Below are 14,616 nucleotides of genomic sequence, written 5' to 3'. Positions count from 1 at the left end.
ACCAGAAGAAAAATGTCAGGAAAACCTTATTTGCACGGTCCCAATTGGGCTCAAAAGCCGACCTCGGTGGCGGTGCAGCCCGTCAGAGGAGACATTCGCTGTGTCAACGGCGGTGAGAAAGTCTGCCATTGGGCGGAGCAAAAGTCGTCCACTGTTTGGGTGACCGGCGCCTTGGCAAACGCGCTCCCAAATAGCTGGCGGTTGCCAAGGCGTCTTGGTCCGTCAGGACCAATCTCTTCTGTGCCTTAGGAGTTCTGCCGGGCCCTGCTCTGTGCCAAGCGATAGCTTTCTCTGTTCATCTCCAGAATGCTGACGTGGTGGGTCTACCGGTCGAGCAAGGCACCAGTGAGGCGCTCCGATCCGAATGTTTTGGTCCATTCATCGAAGGGCAGGTTCGAGGTGTCAGGATCCAGCCGCGCTCATAGCGTTGGCTGATGACCTCGAACAGCAATTCCGCCCCGGTCTTTGACAACGACACAAAACCAAGTTCGTCGATGATCAGCAGGTCCTGTGCTGCCAGTTGTTTTTGCAGGCGTTGCAGGCGGCGGTCATCTAGTCCAGATTCAGTGCCAAGCCGGGTTATTCATTCCAGGGCATGCCAGCGAGGCAGTTATACGAGAGCAGTTGGTGTAGAATGGACCGATAACGAGGGGAACCATGGGTCTGAGGTGGTGAAATATTGAATGCCTGCTAGAGGCAGTATTGATTTAGAAAATCGGCGAAAGCTTTTTGGGTGTAAATGGGTGTAGAAGTGGGTTGACAAATGGGTGTAAATGGGTGTTATTTTGGGTATGTTCAGAACTGACACACTGGTTATCACCTCAACAATCCTTGCCAGAATCTCGGAAATCGACGAGTTCAAAGGCGCCTGGCAAGCCCTTGGCACATTGGCGCCGGAACGGCTGGCGGCGCTGAGACGGGTCGCAACCATTGAGAGCATCGGTTCGTCCACCCGGATTGAGGGCAGCAAGCTTTCCGATCAGGAAGTCCAGCGGCTTCTGTCCAACCTGGAAATCAAAACCTTCGACACAAGGGATGAACAGGAAGTCGTCGGATACTCAGAAGTGATGGAAACGGTGTTCGAGGCGTGGGACCACATCACCATATCCGAAAACCACATCTTTCAGCTTCACCGGGACCTCCTGAAGCACAGCGACAAGGATGAGCGCCATCGGGGGGCCTATAAAACCTCCTCCAACAGTGTCGCCGCGTTTGACGACACCGGCGCACAGATCGGGATTGTGTTTGAAACGGCGACACCGTTTGACACACCCCGGCTGATGACGGAACTCATCAGCTGGTACAGTGATGCCGTCCAGAAACGGGACATGCATCCTCTGATCGCGATCGGGATATTTGTCGTGGTGTTCCTGGAGATACATCCGTTCCAGGATGGGAACGGCAGGCTCAGCCGGGTCTTGACCACGCTGTTGCTGCTCAGGGCAGGGTACGCCTATGTGCCGTATAGCTCCCTCGAAAGCGTGATCGAGCAAAGCAAGGAAGGTTACTATCTGGCGCTGCGGCAAACCCAGGGCACAATCCGAAGCGCTGAGCCCGATTGGACGCCGTGGCTGGAGTTTTTCCTGAACGCCCTGCAAAAGCAAATGTTGCGCCTCAGGATCCGCGTTGAACGAGAAAAGCTGATGATGGGTGCCATGCCGGAACTGGCAGCGAAACTCTACGAACTGACGCGGGAACACGGGCGTCTGACAATGGCGGAGGCTGTAAAGCTTACAGGCGCCAACCGGAATACGCTCAAACAGCATTTTCGCGCGCTTGTGCATGACGGCCATCTGGAGCTTCACGGCCAGGCTCGGGGCGCCTGGTATTCGGTTCGGTAGCAACCGGCCTCAGAACCCCTGCGTCAGCATATCGATCGCCGACGTGATGTCCTCGAAACTGCTGTTCAGGTTGGTGACGGGTTCTCGCAGGATCGATCTGGGAACAGCCGCCATGAACTGCGTCACCATGACATATTCGGCGCCATCGATCGCGAATACCGGGTTCAGCCGCTTTGCCGGTATCGGCGCCTTACTTACAGCCATCAGGGGTACGACCATGCGCGTGTTCAGGGCATCGAGTAAATCTGCCTGGACATCGAGCAGAAGTGTATCGTTATCGGAGCCGGAATAGACGTCGAACTTTGCCATCAGAACTGGCGGTTCCGATCAAGCGGCAAGCCGTGTTTGTCGACAAACGCATTTGAGCTTTCGAGTGCTGCTGCATTCGCCGCCCGCCATTGTTCCTCACGTGCTTTGGTAACTGCTGCGCGCACACCTTCTTCCGCGGCGCGAGACAGATTCACATTCAGAGCCTTGGCATCCGACAGCAGATCGCTGTCGAGCGTCAGGTTTGTAGGTTTTCTGACCGGTGCAGGGGGCATGATGATCTCCTTAAGTAAGGAGATTATGCATAGAATCAATGTGCGTCAAGTATGCGCATGTCTGTTGCAACCAAGTAGAAATGTCACCGGCTGCGCAAAGTAGAAATGTCACCGGGATTGCCAACTTGCAGTCGTACCTGAGGCTGTTTAGCCGGTCTCCATGAATATACCAGCTGAGATGCCACGCCTGAAGGGCTACCGTTTTCCCGTGAAGTCGTCGCCTACGCCGTTTGGGCATACCATCGGTTCGCACTCAGTGCCGCTGATGTTGAAGATCTGCTCGCCGAGCGGAATGTGATGGTCAGCCGTGAGACCATACGCAAATGGGTCAACCGGTTTGGTCGGCATTTCGCACATTGTATCAAGCGTGACCGGCCCGCAGCGGCAGACAAATGGCACCTCGATGAAGTCGTCGTCCCGATCAACGGCGTCAAGATGTGGTTATGGCGGGCCGTGGACGGGAACGGCGATGTGCTCGACATTCTGGTCCAACCAAGGCGAAACGCCAAGGCGGCCAAGCGGTTTCTGAAACAGTTGACCGCCCGGTTTGGCCAGCCCCGCGTTATCGTCACAGACAAATTACGCAGTTACATCAAGCCGATCCGTCAGCTGGCTCCTGACGCAGATCACCGGGCTCACAAGGGCCTGAATAATCGTATTGAGGGCTCGCACCGACCAACCCGGAAGCGAGAGAAGCTTATGGGCCGGTTCGGTATTGCCAAGTTGTTGCCGGCCGATTGTGAAGCATTGGAAAAAGTAGGGTTATGCTGCCATTTCGGCGGTGTAAGCGGCCCAGAGACTGAACGCATCGTTGCGGGCATGGCGGTAAGAGATGGCGGTGAGTTGATAGCGGCGGGGACGGTATATCAGGTTGATCTGGTCATGCGCGGACAGAAACCTCTGAGCTTGTCGGTGTGACTTGAACCGACCAAACAACTTCTCCCGCTTACGGGTCATTCTGTGCGAAACTTCGATCGCATTATTCAACCCTTTGTGGGCCCGGTGGTCGGCCTGTGGTGCCAAGGTGCTGACGGGCTTGATGTAGCTGCGCAACTTGTCTGTGATCACGACCCTTGGCTCACCAAACTGAGCGACCAATCTTTTGAAAAACCGCTTGGCCGCCTTTGCATTTCGCCGCGTTTGCACGAGGATATCGAGAACGTCGCCGTTCGCGTCGATGGCCCGCCACAACCAGTGCTTCTTGCCGCGGATTGTGATGACAACCACGTCCATGTGCCATTTGTCGTTTGGCTTAGGGCGATCGCGCCGGATGCAGGCGGCAAAATGCGCGCCGAACCGATTAACCCAGAGCCGAATGGTTTCTCGGCTCACGATGACACCCCGTTCCGCTAAGAGATCTTCGACATCCGCAGTGCTCAAGGCAAACCGATGGTATGCCCAAACCGCGTAGGCAATGACCTCACGAGGGTAGCGAAAGCCCTTCAGGCGCGGCATGCTGGATGGAATGTTCATTCATTGCATTTAGTCGTCGTCGAAATGCCAGACAACTTGGCAATACCCATGACCTTGCTGACTGGACAGGACGGGCACTGGGTACTCTTGGGTCCGGAAGGGCACGTCGTCGCCGTAAGCAATAGGAACCGTCCTCTTCGGGACAGAGAAAATGAACCTGACCCGATCATCAGGCCGTTGGAATGAAAGTGAATATGCAAAATGAGTTTGACGAAATGCTGGACAAGCTCGAAACGGGGGCCTTCGTGTACGTCGAGCCTTCTAGCAAGATGCTTGAATTCAACGAATACATAGCATCTCGGGGCTATAGCGTAGCCAGACTGGAGGTTGTGCGGCTCGAGGGCCAAGGGCCAGGGCGTGCTTTCGAGTACGACTTCCTGGCGAACGAGACCCCAGGCTACGAAAGGCAATGGCAGATCTTTATCGATCCGAAGCGATCTGCCGCAAATATCCGCGACATCGTGCAGCGCGCGTTGAGCGAGGGCGGCGAGTACCGATATCTGGTATGGGCCGAGGTGCCACCGTCCGGAGAATGACCGGTATGGGAAGAGTAAAGGAAAAGGTGGATGAGGGGGACCGCGTTGCACGAATAGCGCTTGGGCCGCATTTGCCCCTTTCCCCGGTTCGTTATGCGACACGTTCATAGGTCGCACGACCTAGACGGGTCATGCGGTTGAGGGCTTTGACAGCGATGCGGGCTTCGGTTGTCTGGGTCTCCATGTTGCGGCTGCGAAGTTCCAGCCCGATGACCTGTTTGTAGCGCCCGATCTGAGCCTCGCCGCGCGATCTCTGGGTTCTGTTGCAAAGTTTTGAACCCGCTTCGAGTGGGACGCTTTGGTAGCAAGAATCCTCCCTGCCCTGCGTCATGAAGCACAGATCCTGCATCTGCTCGCGCTCGATGTCATTGGCACGAGTTTTACCTTTCGTTCGGATGCGCTCTCTGATCAGGAGATGGATGTGCTGAAGATGCTTGCATCAGGCTTGATTCCACCCGTCATCGCCAGTCAGACGGGCTTTTCGTCCCGAACGGTGGATGCGCTGATTGCTTCGATTGAAACCAAGCTCAAAAGCCGCACCATCGAACAAGCAGTCGCTCGGGCAGTGAGTGCGGGTCTTCTCAAATGGACCGACTTCTTTGCGGATCCCGTCGCTGAACTGGTTGATGTCGAACGACAGATCCTTTGTGGCGGGATCGTCCGTTGGTCTGGCAGATCACACGAGTTGATCACCTTCGAAGAAGGCCGAACTGTGCGGAACCTTGAGAGCTTTCAGGCGGTTCAGGTCCAAAACCGTGCCAAGGACTTCAATTTGAACGCTGAAGAGATTTTTGAAAAACTCGGGCTCAACTGGGATCAGAGCGTGTGGATAAGATACCTTTGAACGGCGTTGGCGTGGCACTTCGATAGAGCGGGATATGCAGGGAAGTTTCTTTCCACATAGATATGCCAATAAAACACGTCCGTGCACGCCCAATATTGACAGTTGTATGCAGCAGATTATACTACTCAGTAGTAGTAATGAGGTTTGATATGAGCGTCAAAGCATCAATATCCCTGACGGAGTCACAAGATGCCTACGCACGGAATCTGGTCGCCCAGGGTCATTACGCTAGCCTGTCCGCCGTGCTTCAGCATGGGCTTGAACTGATGCGCGAGCAATCGCAAAACACGGATGCACTGCGAGAGCTGCTGGATCAGCGTCGAAACGGAACCTTCATTACTCTCGAAGAGGGCGAAAAGCGCACCGCAGACATGATCGCACGCAAGCGAGCAGAGCGTGGTCTATAAAGTCGTTCGCGCCGAAGAAGTCACCGCAGATCTCGATCTCATATTTGACTATCTTGTTGAAGCAGCTGAGCACTTTGGTGAAAACTCAGAGACCGCATTTCTGCGCGCTGAAAATCGCGTCATCGAGATTCAGGAGAGCCTCGAAGGCCTGGCCAAAGTTCCACATCAAGGCACCTTAAGACCACATCTCGGCAATAGCATTCGGAATGTAACCAAGAACAAAGCGATCATCTATTTTGACGTCGACGATTATGAACAGGTCGTTCGGGTGCTCGCTGTCTTCTATAGCGGCCAAAACCACGATGCACATATTTTGCTGCGATTATTGTCCTAACACGAACCCGGTCATGGGGTGGCTACGAGAATCTTGAAAGCCTTGAGCATAAAACACCACATAACAACTTCTTGTGCAGCAATCCTCGGCCATAGTTGTCACTGTACCCTAATAAATCAGAATTAGCGGATTCACGGTGTTATGGGGCGTTTTTGTACCCTTAATTGCAATATATCCACAGGTTCAGGGGCTTATGACTTGACCCCACTTTAGCGCTTCCAAAGTGCATCGGCGCGCGTCAGAAGCGCTTGACGATTTGCGTCTGCTCCGAGCTCTGAGATGGCCTGACGAGCGGCCTGCAAAGCGCTCTCCGACACTCTTGGGCGGCACAATCCATGTGTTTCATGCCCGGTTGGATGCCCTGTTTCACCCAGACCAGGAAGCGGTCGACTGAGGTCCTGCGACAATCCACGGATCCGCTCGATCATCTGACGATGTTCAGGAAAGACGCGGCTCAACTCCAGGGCCACCCGGTCGTTTCCTCGCAATATGATGGCGGCACCCAACAAGGGACGGGTCGTGCCAATACCGACCGCAGCAAGCGCCAGTAGCCTATCGCGCTTGTTCCCGGAGGTGAGCGACCAAAGACGCCCGATCTTCAGCACCGACATGACTTGCAGGGTCAGACTGATCCGGCGCAACCGCGCGAGATCGGTCGTTATAGCAGCCGTCTTCAGAACTTCCGCGCCGCGCAAAGCGCGGGCATGAAGTCTGCTTGATACATCATTGGCTGGATACTTTGCTGCCAGGACCTGGCCGCAGATTTCACAGGTCATCGACCATGCCAAGCGCCAATGGCGAAGCACCAAATCGGGTGATTTAGCAACACACCCCGGGCAATATTGGAAGTCATGCCGGGACACGTATTGCACGTCATGATGCATTGAATCCGGAAGAGCCATGCTGACGATTTCATCCGGGGACCGCTGAACCGCCCCGCATAGCATGGCCCAGTTCGCCATCCGCAGGTCGCTTGCACATTCCGGCACCCTGCCCTGCCCCAAACCCAGATAGCCACAAAGCTCTTCAACCGAACAATGATTGGCCTTCGCCAAGCGACCCATCCAGCTCGACAGAAGCTCATCACGCATAGGTGGCGGTCGAAACGGTAGCGGTCTGACGGTCACCCGAATGCAGCGGCGGGCTGTCGAGGAATGTTCCAGGCATGCTTCGTCCAAACCGGTCGCCAGGCATGAACCGCTTCGTCCGTGATCCGCTCTTCTCCGGTCTCGATTGCATCGATAGCCAGGGATTTGATCATGATAAACACGCGCGAGGTGACGCCACCGGTCACTTTCAGGATCGTCCGAAGCGACGCCACCGTAAGGCCTGAGCGTTGCTCAAGCGCCATCGCCGCGATCAACGTCTGGATCAGTCGAGAGAACTCCACATCGTCTTCCCAGAGCGGCAGGTAGTGTTCGTCCAAACGTCGGGCCAATTGATCGTCTCCTCGAACCGCCTCCAGGGCTTCGTTCACACCGAAGACGACGAGCGAGGCGCAGAGATCGTTGGCGAGGAACCGGAGCATGTTCAGGAAACGGCGTTGCTCACGGTAGCTGCCAGCAAGCAGGTTATGCACTTCGTCGATCATAAGCATCCTAAGGTCCATGTCCCGAAGATGACTGAGCGCGCGCACCTCGAGCTCGGACACGGTATGCCGACCCCACATAGGCGCCCCGATCGTCGCCAGGATGTGTTGATAGAACCGTCGTTCGTCCGGGGCCGGCGGGGCCTGAACCAGCAGGATGGGTGTTTTCGTGATACCCAGTTCAGCGTTGTACTGCGTTGGAAATTTGCTCGCCATCCGCTTGGCGATCATCGTCTTTCCGATGCCGGAACTTCCATAAACCATCAGCCCTGGCATCCGGCTTTGCTGTGGCATTTCCATCAGGGATGTCAATCTGTTGAGAACGACGGTGGCACGGTCAAACGCGACCCAATGGTCGCCGCGGATACGGTCAATTCTTTCTTCTGAGGTCATTAATCTCATCAATCTCATAGGTAGGCAGATCAGGGTTGCCTGTATCAATCGCGAACATTTCGCGCGACGGATCACGGCTCGGTTGGTGCCGGGGTAGCCGCGCGTCTCTTTCATTCTCTAACTGGGCAATCCGAGTTTTTTGGCGCGCCGCCTCAGCCAGCTGCCGTTGCGCGTCAATCAATTGGAATAGGACCCGCTCGTTGATCCGGCCACCATGCTTTTCCTGCCAATCTTTCCGCGCCCGCCGACTTTCCCAAAGCGATACCCGCGGGTGGCTGAGATCCCGGTAGCGCGCCGGGATCACGCGGCCATCACCGGTGAAGACCCAGACCTGCGATAAGTCTCGCGGATCGTATTTCACCTGTACCTTGCCCTGCCCTCGTCCGACCAACGAGGCAAAGACATCACTCCAGTAATGGACCCCGAAGAGCGTGATCCCGGTGCGCCCGAGCTGGCGCCACTCGAAGGGCATGAAGCTTGTCCTAAAGGCATCGACATCGACAACCTGCCGTCCCGCAGTATCCCCGCCCATGTCCGCCCATGCCGCGATTGGGGTTCGTCCGAGAGCTTCGTGAACCGTATTGTGGTATCGGCAGATTTCCAGATGAAGCCAATCCTCGAACTCGGTCAGTGTCAGGGCCGCGTGCTTCTTGCTGTCATAGTCGCCCTTCTCAACGATTGAGGATTGCGTTGTCCCGGGCAGCACATGAACGGCCCCCATAGTTGTTCCGATCAGCCGTTCGACATGACCGCCGTAGTGTTTGCCGCCAAGCGGACGATACTCGATAGCAATGCCCCAATCTTCGCAGGCCATTCTGAAGGCGTCGCTGTGGAACTCCTGGGCATTGTCGACGTGGATCGCCGTCGGGATCTCGGCCGTCGGCCAAACCACCTCTTCCATTGTTCCAGGGACGTGCACCGATTTCCGGCGCACACAGTGATTGAGACACAGGGCGATCGACAAGACAGACGGCTCATCGAAAGAGACATAGACCCCGAGGACGATCCGGCTCGCGACATCGATGGCCACCGTCAGATAGGGCGCGCAAGTGGCTGTCGATTGACGTGATCGACCAACGTGATGTCCGAAGTCGTATGATCGATCTGAACGACTTTCAGCGGGGCTGAAACTGCAAGGCGGCCCGGACGCGCAGCAAAGACCTTGTCAGCCTCCTCTGCCCCGCGCCGTTTCCGGAAGACCTCTCGCTGATCCATAGCATCTAGACGGGCTTTGACCGTTCTACGGGTCGGGGGCTGAAACCCCTTCGCCACGCATTCGGCACGAATCTCGCGCCAGATGCGAAGAAAGCTCGAACGCTCACGGATCAGATAGTATTTTCGCAAGCTCTCATAGATGATGATTTCGACGCCTTTGGCAATCCGTTTCGACCCTGGTTTCGGCCCGCGACGGTCCAACTCCAACGCCGTGGCACGCGCATCGTTCTCTCTCAGACGCCGGTAAAGCGACCATGTGTGGCTTTTCGCCAAGCCCAGTTCCCAAGCGGCATCTCCGATCGCCGTGCTGATCGGCTCACCTCTTCTCAAGCTCCAGGATCGGCCGAAGAACCGCTGCACGGTGTTTCGCAAGACGCTCATTTACCACGCAAATCCCCCGCCCCAATAGGCCGAAACATATCCACAATTCCGACAGTACGGCAATTAAGGGTACAGTGTGGTAATTAGCGGTACAATATGAAAATTAAGAGTACAAACTATCATTGATTTTGCAGGACAATTTCAGACAAGATTCTGATTAATTAGGGTACAGTGACAGGTAATGCCAAAACAACTTCGATACCAGATCAACCTCGATGACCGTGCTTGCCTCACGACCACGAAGGCAAGAACTGGACAGCAAATACGGACAGACCAACTCAGTTTTCTTCTTCACGAGTTCGCATCAGATACTTGATGACCCGCTGAGCAATTGGTCAAGCGATACTCGAGATATAGTATTCGTTGTTGGTGCAGTGGTTAGAGGTGAAGTATCGCCCCGCAGCGCAACACGCTCAGTGTTTTTGGATGTCCCATAATCACACATTCATGCCCCAATATCACAAGGAATTCCACCGGACTTTCCTCAAATTGAGTGTCAGAAGGCGGACACGAAGGACGCCACAGTCAGAAAGGTTGGAACCATGACAAACGCTACTAAATTCACTCTTCTTTCCACTCTCTCCGCCACAATGCTTCTGGTACTTCCTTTGTCGGCACAAGCCGACTTTGTCGCGGAAAAAGCTGTCCGAGGTGCTGTTGCAGGTGCAGTCGTTGCCGAAGCCACTGGCGGTGACGCCGCAGAAGGCGCTGTTGTTGGTGCCACTGTCGGGGCAGTAGCTGGTGCGGTGCAAAAGAACGACTTTGAAGATCGTCACGACGATTTCGACAATAACAAAGGCGGTAAAAGCCATCACAAGGACCACTGAACCCAATACAACAACGCCTAGACACGCTGGACCATTCCAGGCGGGCTGGAAAATTCCGGCCCGTTGCCTCAAACCGGGTCGGGACATGATCTGCCGGGGTTTGTTGTCAAAAGCAATTCAGCGGTTTTTCTGAAAAGCACTGGGGCTTTGCCCAGCCCAGCGGCGGAACGCCGTCGAGAATGCAGCATGATCACCATATCCCAGAATAAATGCGATTTCAGAAATATTGAGCCCGTCCCTCAGATAGGTCTTGGCAAGATCGAAACGCAACTCTTCGACAAGTTGCCGAAAACTTGTTCCTTCCTGCGTCAGATGCCGGGTCAGTGTGCGACGGCTCATCCCCAATTCTGACGCGATCTCATCTGCTGTCAGGATCCGCCCCGGCAATCTGCCAATCACCAGCGCCTCGACCTGTGCCCTGAAACTCTGTTTCACCTTCCCCACTTTGCGCAGGCGTTCGGCCCCCAATTCATTCAGATACGCGACAAGGTCCTGATCGTAACCGGGAATCGACCGGTCCAGCGCGCCTGGCTTGAAGCGGATGCCATTGAACGGGCAGGCAAATCTTACTGAGCAATTCGCTATTTTTCAAAAGCTTTCGCATCCGTACCACCCTCGTGACGCAGGCAAAGTTCTTCCGGAAAAAAATCGGCCCCTGCTATCGCACGTAGACGGGCCAACAGCCCAAAGACCCGAAACTCCTGAAACCGGTGATGCCGCATCAATGCACCTTCGGGGGTTACAACCTCCATGACATCGTGGCCGCTGTCCTGTTTGAGGACGAACTCTGTCGATGAGTCTGAAAGACTGTAGAAACGCGCACCGTTTTCAATTGCCTGACGTAGTGTGGCCGAACTTCGGGCGATATAAGCCGTCAATGTGCTGGCCTGTCTGAATGCAATCCCGATCCGGGCGGCCAGAGTAATGTCATCTGCGGCCTGACACGCGTTGCGCAGCAAAGTGGCTTCCTGCATGGCGCTGGTCTGCATTTCGCCCACCCTGCCCGAAACAAGCCCGACGCCCACAAGCAATCTGGAATATGCGGCATTGCCAAGCTCAGCTTCGACATGTTTGCAGATATGAAGAAACCGCTCGTTCTTGTTCGGGATCATGGAAGCACCGGAAAAAAAATATAAATGTAAGTCACCTGTAAGACCCCCCAAGAGCAACATTCAGGTCAACAAAGTCTACGGCAAAATTGCGCCTGTCCAACGCCAGAGCATTCTCCGCAGCAAGCAAGGCGCGTTCTGCATCCAGCACCTGCAAGAAACTGCTGCGACCTTCGATGTAACCCTTGCGAGCCAGTTTCAGCACTTCATTGAGCTCGCGGATGGCTTCGGTTGTGAATTGCACCGCTTCCTGATGGTTCTTCAGACTGACCAGGGAATCCTGAACTTCTTCGACGGCTTCGACAACCGTTTCTTCCCAAGCGGCCAGCAATTCCTCACTTCGTGCTTTTTGAAACCGGACCCGCGATTTCCGCTCGGGCAGATCGAACAGCGGGACATCCAGTCCGAGCCGGGCAAAGCCAGCTGTTGGCAGAATATCGTCTCCGGAATAGTTGATGTTGATGTTCCCGGTCAGACGCAGTTCGGGGTAAAGATCTGCTTCTGCCACACCTGCAAGTGCGACAGATTCCGCCAATCGGCTTTCCGCAAGCAGAACGTCCGGCCTGCTTCGCACCAAATCGGCGGGTACCCCGGTCCTGAGGCTCGAGATTGAGGGAACGGGTTGAGGCGCAGTCCGGTCCAATCCTTCGCGCGGTCGGTCCCAAGCTTGTCCTAACAGCGTTCCGACACGAGAAACAGATTTGAAGAACAGAATTTTGGTTTCTGGCAGTTCCCGCGCGCCGTAGCAACCAGCGTTCGGGCCTGGGCAACATCAAGTTCAGTGACAATCGGAATTTCAGCGCCGCCATCAGGCTCAGGTTGCGCTACCCCAGCGCGTTGTTGCGCGCGAAGCGTCGCGTCCAATGTCTTTTCCCGCGACGCAACCACTCGATGATTGATACGGATCAGCTCCTGAAAAAAGCGTGCATCGATATAGGCAGTCGTCAATTCGCCCAATAACGTGATACGCGCCACGTTCGCATCCGCATAAGCCCCTTCCAACCGGTAGAAAGCCGCTTCTTTCTCACGCTTCAACTTGCCAAAAAGATCAAGCTGCCAACTTGCTTCGGCTCGGACAAAGCCGCTGTTCACCCGCCCGTTGGTCCCTCCTGCAGAAGCCTGTACTTCGGATACTCGCGTCGCTCCTGAAACCGGATAGCCCGCACCATCCAATATCGCCGGGACTGTTCAATCCGCGCGACCGCCCGACGAATATCCAGGTTTTGCTTTAGCCCCAATTCAACAAGCCGGTTGAGTTTGGCGTCGCCATAGGCCTGCCACCATTTCGTCTGTGCTCTTGTGATTGAGACTTCTTTCTGTGTCCCAAGAAATTGATCCGGCACCGCCTTTTCTGGATTAACAAAATCATCACCGACCGTACATCCGGACAGAGTAATCAATTGGGCGCCGAACAGTCCAATGAAGCTTCGTCTATTCATTTGTTTCCCGATTTATCTCAATTGCTTGTCGGACTTCTGGTGCTGTTGGCTGACGCCTTGTTGAGTTCGAACGTCGGATATCTCATGTCGAACGACGGCGCTGTTCCCAGAATACGCCTTCATGTCCCAAATTCGCACAACTCTGTCCCAGCGATACAAGCAGAACAGCCCCGGAATTGCCATCTTGGGTTCATCAGAGGCCAGACCAGACACCGGCCTTGAAACAGTTTCACAGGAAAGGAAATCCAAATGTTCAACAAAACTCTCTCCGCCGCAGCCGTTTTTGTTCTGACTGCCACTCTGGCCTCTGCGTCGGTGGCCCCAAATTCCGCAGATTCCACTCCTCAGGCTTTCGCCTCTGAATCCTATGAGGTCGCGGATACCGCTGGCATGGACAACCGTCAGGACCGCCGCGACGATCGGCAGGACACGCGTGACGGGCGTCAGGATATGCGCCAGGATTGCCGCCAGAGCGAAGGGCTGGGCCTCGACAAGGTCGACTGCAAAATGGACAAACGCCAGGCAGGCTAGGCTTTTTCATCACCACTACTCACTCTCAGTGCGTCGCAGGAATCTTGCGGCGCATTTTTCTTTGCTATGGCTGTGCTCCTGACGACATCAGGCTGCCATGAAGAAAGACGCCAACCCCGGCAGTTCGTTGGTGGTTGGCGCCAGCCTTGCTAATGACCGGAAAATACGAGGCGTTGAACCGGCAATAGCAAGGTTTGAATCCTCAGGATAACGGCATGCACGACACCGACTGTGTCGACCATGTGCAGAAACAGTTTTGCCCGCCCCCAGATCACCATGTGCGATACGATCATGATTGCTGGTATAGGCATTGGCGATACACTTGCTGCCCGGCGATCCCATCCGCACCGCCTGCATAGAGCGGTTCCAGAATGATTGTTACCGTTCCTGGACGTGCCTATCCTGAATGTCGGCCAGTTGGTCCGTCGGCCGGAACTGACCGGCTGGAATGACTTCCTGAATGTCCGCTACGACCATGGGCACCACGGTAAAGGGCTTCGAAATGCAGGAGATTTCCGCCGGCATTCCAACTTCGAAAATCTGGTCATTGACCTGATCGAACCCGGCCTGGAACTCGGCCGGACCCAAGGTGTCAGGCACCAGCAATCCAGCCGGTCTGAGTACAGGGTTCACGTAGTCGCCGACTTTCAACGCAAATTGCTGCAAAAGACCGGATTCACCGGCATAGATGGTGGTCTTTTCCAGCGCGATAAGCGCCTCATCCAACCGGGCCTGCGCACTTTCACGTTTGGCTTCGATCAGTTGTTGCAGCGTGGCCGCCACTGCATCACGGTTGGCGACGGCAGTATCCAATGCACCCTGACGTGAGGCTACGGACAGCTCAAGCCGCTCAATCTCTCGCTCTCCGACAATATCCGAATTGCGATCCGCTAGTTCCTTGTTGGTCTCCAACTCGTCAATGGCCTGCTGCAAGGATCCTTCGGCCTGACGCATAAGCCCTTCGGCGGCTTCAAGCTCAGCACTCAGAACGGCCTCTTCCGCCGCGATCTCACCCAGAGCCTTTCTGGCCGTAATGACTGCGGCCTGCTGACTGGAATCATCCAGCTTGAACAACGGCTGGCCCTGTTCGACATGCTGACGGTTATCTACGTAGATTTCGCTGACACGCCCACCGGATTCGGGCAGAATGGTCAGG

The 14,616-nt window shown here is 55.3% G+C and carries 21 protein-coding genes and 2 pseudogenes; 8 read left to right on the top strand and 15 right to left on the bottom strand.

What is annotated here, in order from left to right:
- Window positions 1-245: 245 nt before the first annotated feature.
- Window positions 246-553 (bottom strand): annotated as a pseudogene (locus ACR3FC_RS21025) (ATP-binding protein); the annotation flags it as partial.
- Between the two features lie 238 nt (window positions 554-791).
- On the opposite strand from ACR3FC_RS21025, the gene ACR3FC_RS21020 reads away from it, so the two are divergent.
- Window positions 792-1,841: a Fic family protein gene (locus ACR3FC_RS21020; RefSeq protein ID WP_480478407.1), complete on the top strand. Its 1,050-nt coding sequence runs from the start codon at window positions 792-794 to the stop codon at window positions 1,839-1,841.
- Between the two features lie 9 nt (window positions 1,842-1,850).
- On the opposite strand, the gene ACR3FC_RS21015 is transcribed toward ACR3FC_RS21020, so the two are convergent.
- Window positions 1,851-2,150, bottom strand: a complete 300-nt coding sequence (locus ACR3FC_RS21015; RefSeq protein WP_480478405.1) for a CcdB family protein — start codon at window positions 2,148-2,150, stop codon at window positions 1,851-1,853.
- Complete coding sequence (locus tag ACR3FC_RS21010) at window positions 2,150-2,383, bottom strand: type II toxin-antitoxin system CcdA family antitoxin (RefSeq protein WP_480478403.1); 234 nt, start codon at window positions 2,381-2,383, stop codon at window positions 2,150-2,152. The genes ACR3FC_RS21015 and ACR3FC_RS21010 overlap by 1 nt, the downstream gene beginning before the upstream one ends.
- Window positions 2,384-2,543: 160 nt before the next feature.
- Here ACR3FC_RS21010 and ACR3FC_RS21005 point away from each other — a divergent pair.
- Window positions 2,544-3,094: pseudogene (locus tag ACR3FC_RS21005) on the top strand (IS6 family transposase); the annotation flags it as partial.
- A gap of 51 nt (window positions 3,095-3,145) precedes the next feature.
- Here ACR3FC_RS21005 and ACR3FC_RS21000 read toward each other — a convergent pair.
- Window positions 3,146-3,856 (bottom strand): IS6 family transposase, encoded by a 711-nt coding sequence (locus ACR3FC_RS21000; protein WP_480478401.1) that lies wholly within the window; start codon window positions 3,854-3,856, stop codon window positions 3,146-3,148.
- A 182-nt stretch (window positions 3,857-4,038) separates the two neighbouring features.
- Between ACR3FC_RS21000 and ACR3FC_RS20995 the strand changes: the two genes are divergently transcribed.
- From ACR3FC_RS20995 to ACR3FC_RS20980, 4 genes are all read left to right on the top strand, one after another.
- A complete protein-coding gene (locus ACR3FC_RS20995) occupies window positions 4,039-4,392 on the top strand; it encodes a hypothetical protein (protein WP_480478399.1) in 354 nt (117 codons plus the stop codon).
- Between the two features lie 298 nt (window positions 4,393-4,690).
- Window positions 4,691-5,236, top strand: coding sequence for a LuxR C-terminal-related transcriptional regulator (locus ACR3FC_RS20990; protein WP_480478397.1), 546 nt, complete (start codon window positions 4,691-4,693; stop codon window positions 5,234-5,236).
- Window positions 5,237-5,385: 149 nt separating this feature from the next.
- Window positions 5,386-5,643 carry a ribbon-helix-helix domain-containing protein gene (locus ACR3FC_RS20985; RefSeq protein ID WP_480478395.1) on the top strand — a complete coding sequence of 86 codons (258 nt, stop codon included), beginning with the start codon at window positions 5,386-5,388 and terminating at the stop codon, window positions 5,641-5,643.
- Entirely contained in the window at window positions 5,633-5,977 is a 345-nt protein-coding gene (locus ACR3FC_RS20980) for a type II toxin-antitoxin system RelE/ParE family toxin (protein ID WP_480478392.1), read from the top strand. Before ACR3FC_RS20985 ends, ACR3FC_RS20980 begins: the two co-directional genes overlap by 11 nt.
- Before the next feature lie 209 nt (window positions 5,978-6,186).
- On the opposite strand, the gene ACR3FC_RS20975 is transcribed toward ACR3FC_RS20980, so the two are convergent.
- From ACR3FC_RS20975 to ACR3FC_RS20960, 4 genes are read right to left on the bottom strand one after another with little or no spacing between them, the layout of a single operon-like run.
- Window positions 6,187-7,104, bottom strand: a complete 918-nt coding sequence (locus ACR3FC_RS20975; protein ID WP_480478390.1) for a TniQ family protein — start codon at window positions 7,102-7,104, stop codon at window positions 6,187-6,189.
- On the bottom strand, window positions 7,101-7,958 hold the full coding sequence (locus ACR3FC_RS20970) for a TniB family NTP-binding protein (protein WP_480478388.1): 858 nt from the start codon (window positions 7,956-7,958) through the stop codon (window positions 7,101-7,103). Before ACR3FC_RS20970 ends, ACR3FC_RS20975 begins: the two co-directional genes overlap by 4 nt.
- Window positions 7,936-8,988: a Mu transposase C-terminal domain-containing protein gene (locus ACR3FC_RS20965; protein ID WP_480478386.1), complete on the bottom strand. Its 1,053-nt coding sequence runs from the start codon at window positions 8,986-8,988 to the stop codon at window positions 7,936-7,938. The genes ACR3FC_RS20970 and ACR3FC_RS20965 overlap by 23 nt, the downstream gene beginning before the upstream one ends.
- A 2-nt stretch (window positions 8,989-8,990) precedes the next feature.
- Window positions 8,991-9,554, bottom strand: a complete 564-nt coding sequence (locus tag ACR3FC_RS20960; protein WP_480478384.1) for a hypothetical protein — start codon at window positions 9,552-9,554, stop codon at window positions 8,991-8,993.
- Between the two features lie 590 nt (window positions 9,555-10,144).
- Between ACR3FC_RS20960 and ACR3FC_RS20955 the strand changes: the two genes are divergently transcribed.
- Entirely contained in the window at window positions 10,145-10,381 is a 237-nt protein-coding gene (locus tag ACR3FC_RS20955; protein WP_480478382.1) for a glycine zipper domain-containing protein, read from the top strand.
- 117 nt (window positions 10,382-10,498) lie between these two features.
- On the opposite strand, the gene ACR3FC_RS20950 is transcribed toward ACR3FC_RS20955, so the two are convergent.
- The 5 genes from ACR3FC_RS20950 to ACR3FC_RS20930 form a co-directional block, all read right to left on the bottom strand.
- On the bottom strand, window positions 10,499-10,816 hold the full coding sequence (locus ACR3FC_RS20950; protein ID WP_480478380.1) for a helix-turn-helix transcriptional regulator: 318 nt from the start codon (window positions 10,814-10,816) through the stop codon (window positions 10,499-10,501).
- A 146-nt stretch (window positions 10,817-10,962) separates the two neighbouring features.
- Window positions 10,963-11,493, bottom strand: coding sequence for an AraC family transcriptional regulator ligand-binding domain-containing protein (locus ACR3FC_RS20945; RefSeq protein WP_480478378.1), 531 nt, complete (start codon window positions 11,491-11,493; stop codon window positions 10,963-10,965).
- 31 nt (window positions 11,494-11,524) lie between these two features.
- The gene (locus tag ACR3FC_RS20940; protein ID WP_480478376.1) at window positions 11,525-12,064 is read right to left on the bottom strand and encodes a TolC family protein; all 540 of its coding nucleotides are present in this window, start codon (window positions 12,062-12,064) and stop codon (window positions 11,525-11,527) included.
- A 98-nt stretch (window positions 12,065-12,162) separates the two neighbouring features.
- The gene (locus ACR3FC_RS20935; protein WP_480478374.1) at window positions 12,163-12,582 is read right to left on the bottom strand and encodes a hypothetical protein; all 420 of its coding nucleotides are present in this window, start codon (window positions 12,580-12,582) and stop codon (window positions 12,163-12,165) included.
- Window positions 12,579-12,929, bottom strand: a complete 351-nt coding sequence (locus ACR3FC_RS20930; protein ID WP_480478372.1) for a hypothetical protein — start codon at window positions 12,927-12,929, stop codon at window positions 12,579-12,581. The genes ACR3FC_RS20935 and ACR3FC_RS20930 overlap by 4 nt, the downstream gene beginning before the upstream one ends.
- Window positions 12,930-13,178: 249 nt before the next feature.
- Here ACR3FC_RS20930 and ACR3FC_RS20925 point away from each other — a divergent pair, with 249 nt between their 5' ends.
- The gene (locus tag ACR3FC_RS20925) at window positions 13,179-13,460 is read left to right on the top strand and encodes a hypothetical protein (protein ID WP_480478370.1); all 282 of its coding nucleotides are present in this window, start codon (window positions 13,179-13,181) and stop codon (window positions 13,458-13,460) included.
- Window positions 13,461-13,609: 149 nt separating this feature from the next.
- Here ACR3FC_RS20925 and ACR3FC_RS20920 read toward each other — a convergent pair whose 3' ends face one another.
- Together ACR3FC_RS20920 and ACR3FC_RS20915 are read right to left on the bottom strand one after the other, a co-directional pair.
- Window positions 13,610-13,771, bottom strand: coding sequence for a hypothetical protein (locus ACR3FC_RS20920; protein WP_480478368.1), 162 nt, complete (start codon window positions 13,769-13,771; stop codon window positions 13,610-13,612).
- Window positions 13,772-13,838: 67 nt separating this feature from the next.
- Window positions 13,839-14,616, bottom strand: a 778-nt coding sequence (locus ACR3FC_RS20915) for an HlyD family secretion protein (protein WP_480478366.1), incomplete at its 5' end; no start/stop codon positions are given.

The sequence above is a fragment of the Ruegeria sp. AF3 genome, from assembly GCF_056536285.1.
Note: the sequence above shows the minus strand (reverse complement) of the source record. Positions and strands in the feature narration are given on the sequence as shown.

What these genes read in the sequence shown, in the direction of transcription:
- ACR3FC_RS20955 (WP_480478382.1), top strand. Translation starts at nt 10,145, where the DNA reads ATGCTTCTGGTACTTCCTTTGTCGGCACAAGCCGACTTTGTCGCGGAA.
- ACR3FC_RS20970 (WP_480478388.1), bottom strand. Translation starts at nt 7,958, where the DNA reads ATGACCTCAGAAGAAAGAATTGACCGTATCCGCGGCGACCATTGGGTC.
- ACR3FC_RS20945 (WP_480478378.1), bottom strand. Translation starts at nt 11,493, where the DNA reads ATGATCCCGAACAAGAACGAGCGGTTTCTTCATATCTGCAAACATGTC.
- ACR3FC_RS21020 (WP_480478407.1), top strand. Translation starts at nt 792, where the DNA reads ATGTTCAGAACTGACACACTGGTTATCACCTCAACAATCCTTGCCAGA.
- ACR3FC_RS21000 (WP_480478401.1), bottom strand. Translation starts at nt 3,856, where the DNA reads ATGAACATTCCATCCAGCATGCCGCGCCTGAAGGGCTTTCGCTACCCT.
- ACR3FC_RS20995 (WP_480478399.1), top strand. Translation starts at nt 4,039, where the DNA reads ATGAAAGTGAATATGCAAAATGAGTTTGACGAAATGCTGGACAAGCTC.
- ACR3FC_RS20920 (WP_480478368.1), bottom strand. Translation starts at nt 13,771, where the DNA reads ATGCCTATACCAGCAATCATGATCGTATCGCACATGGTGATCTGGGGG.
- ACR3FC_RS20960 (WP_480478384.1), bottom strand. Translation starts at nt 9,554, where the DNA reads ATGAGCGTCTTGCGAAACACCGTGCAGCGGTTCTTCGGCCGATCCTGG.
- ACR3FC_RS20985 (WP_480478395.1), top strand. Translation starts at nt 5,386, where the DNA reads ATGAGCGTCAAAGCATCAATATCCCTGACGGAGTCACAAGATGCCTAC.
- ACR3FC_RS21010 (WP_480478403.1), bottom strand. Translation starts at nt 2,383, where the DNA reads ATGCCCCCTGCACCGGTCAGAAAACCTACAAACCTGACGCTCGACAGC.
- ACR3FC_RS20925 (WP_480478370.1), top strand. Translation starts at nt 13,179, where the DNA reads ATGTTCAACAAAACTCTCTCCGCCGCAGCCGTTTTTGTTCTGACTGCC.
- ACR3FC_RS21015 (WP_480478405.1), bottom strand. Translation starts at nt 2,150, where the DNA reads ATGGCAAAGTTCGACGTCTATTCCGGCTCCGATAACGATACACTTCTG.
- ACR3FC_RS20930 (WP_480478372.1), bottom strand. Translation starts at nt 12,929, where the DNA reads ATGAATAGACGAAGCTTCATTGGACTGTTCGGCGCCCAATTGATTACT.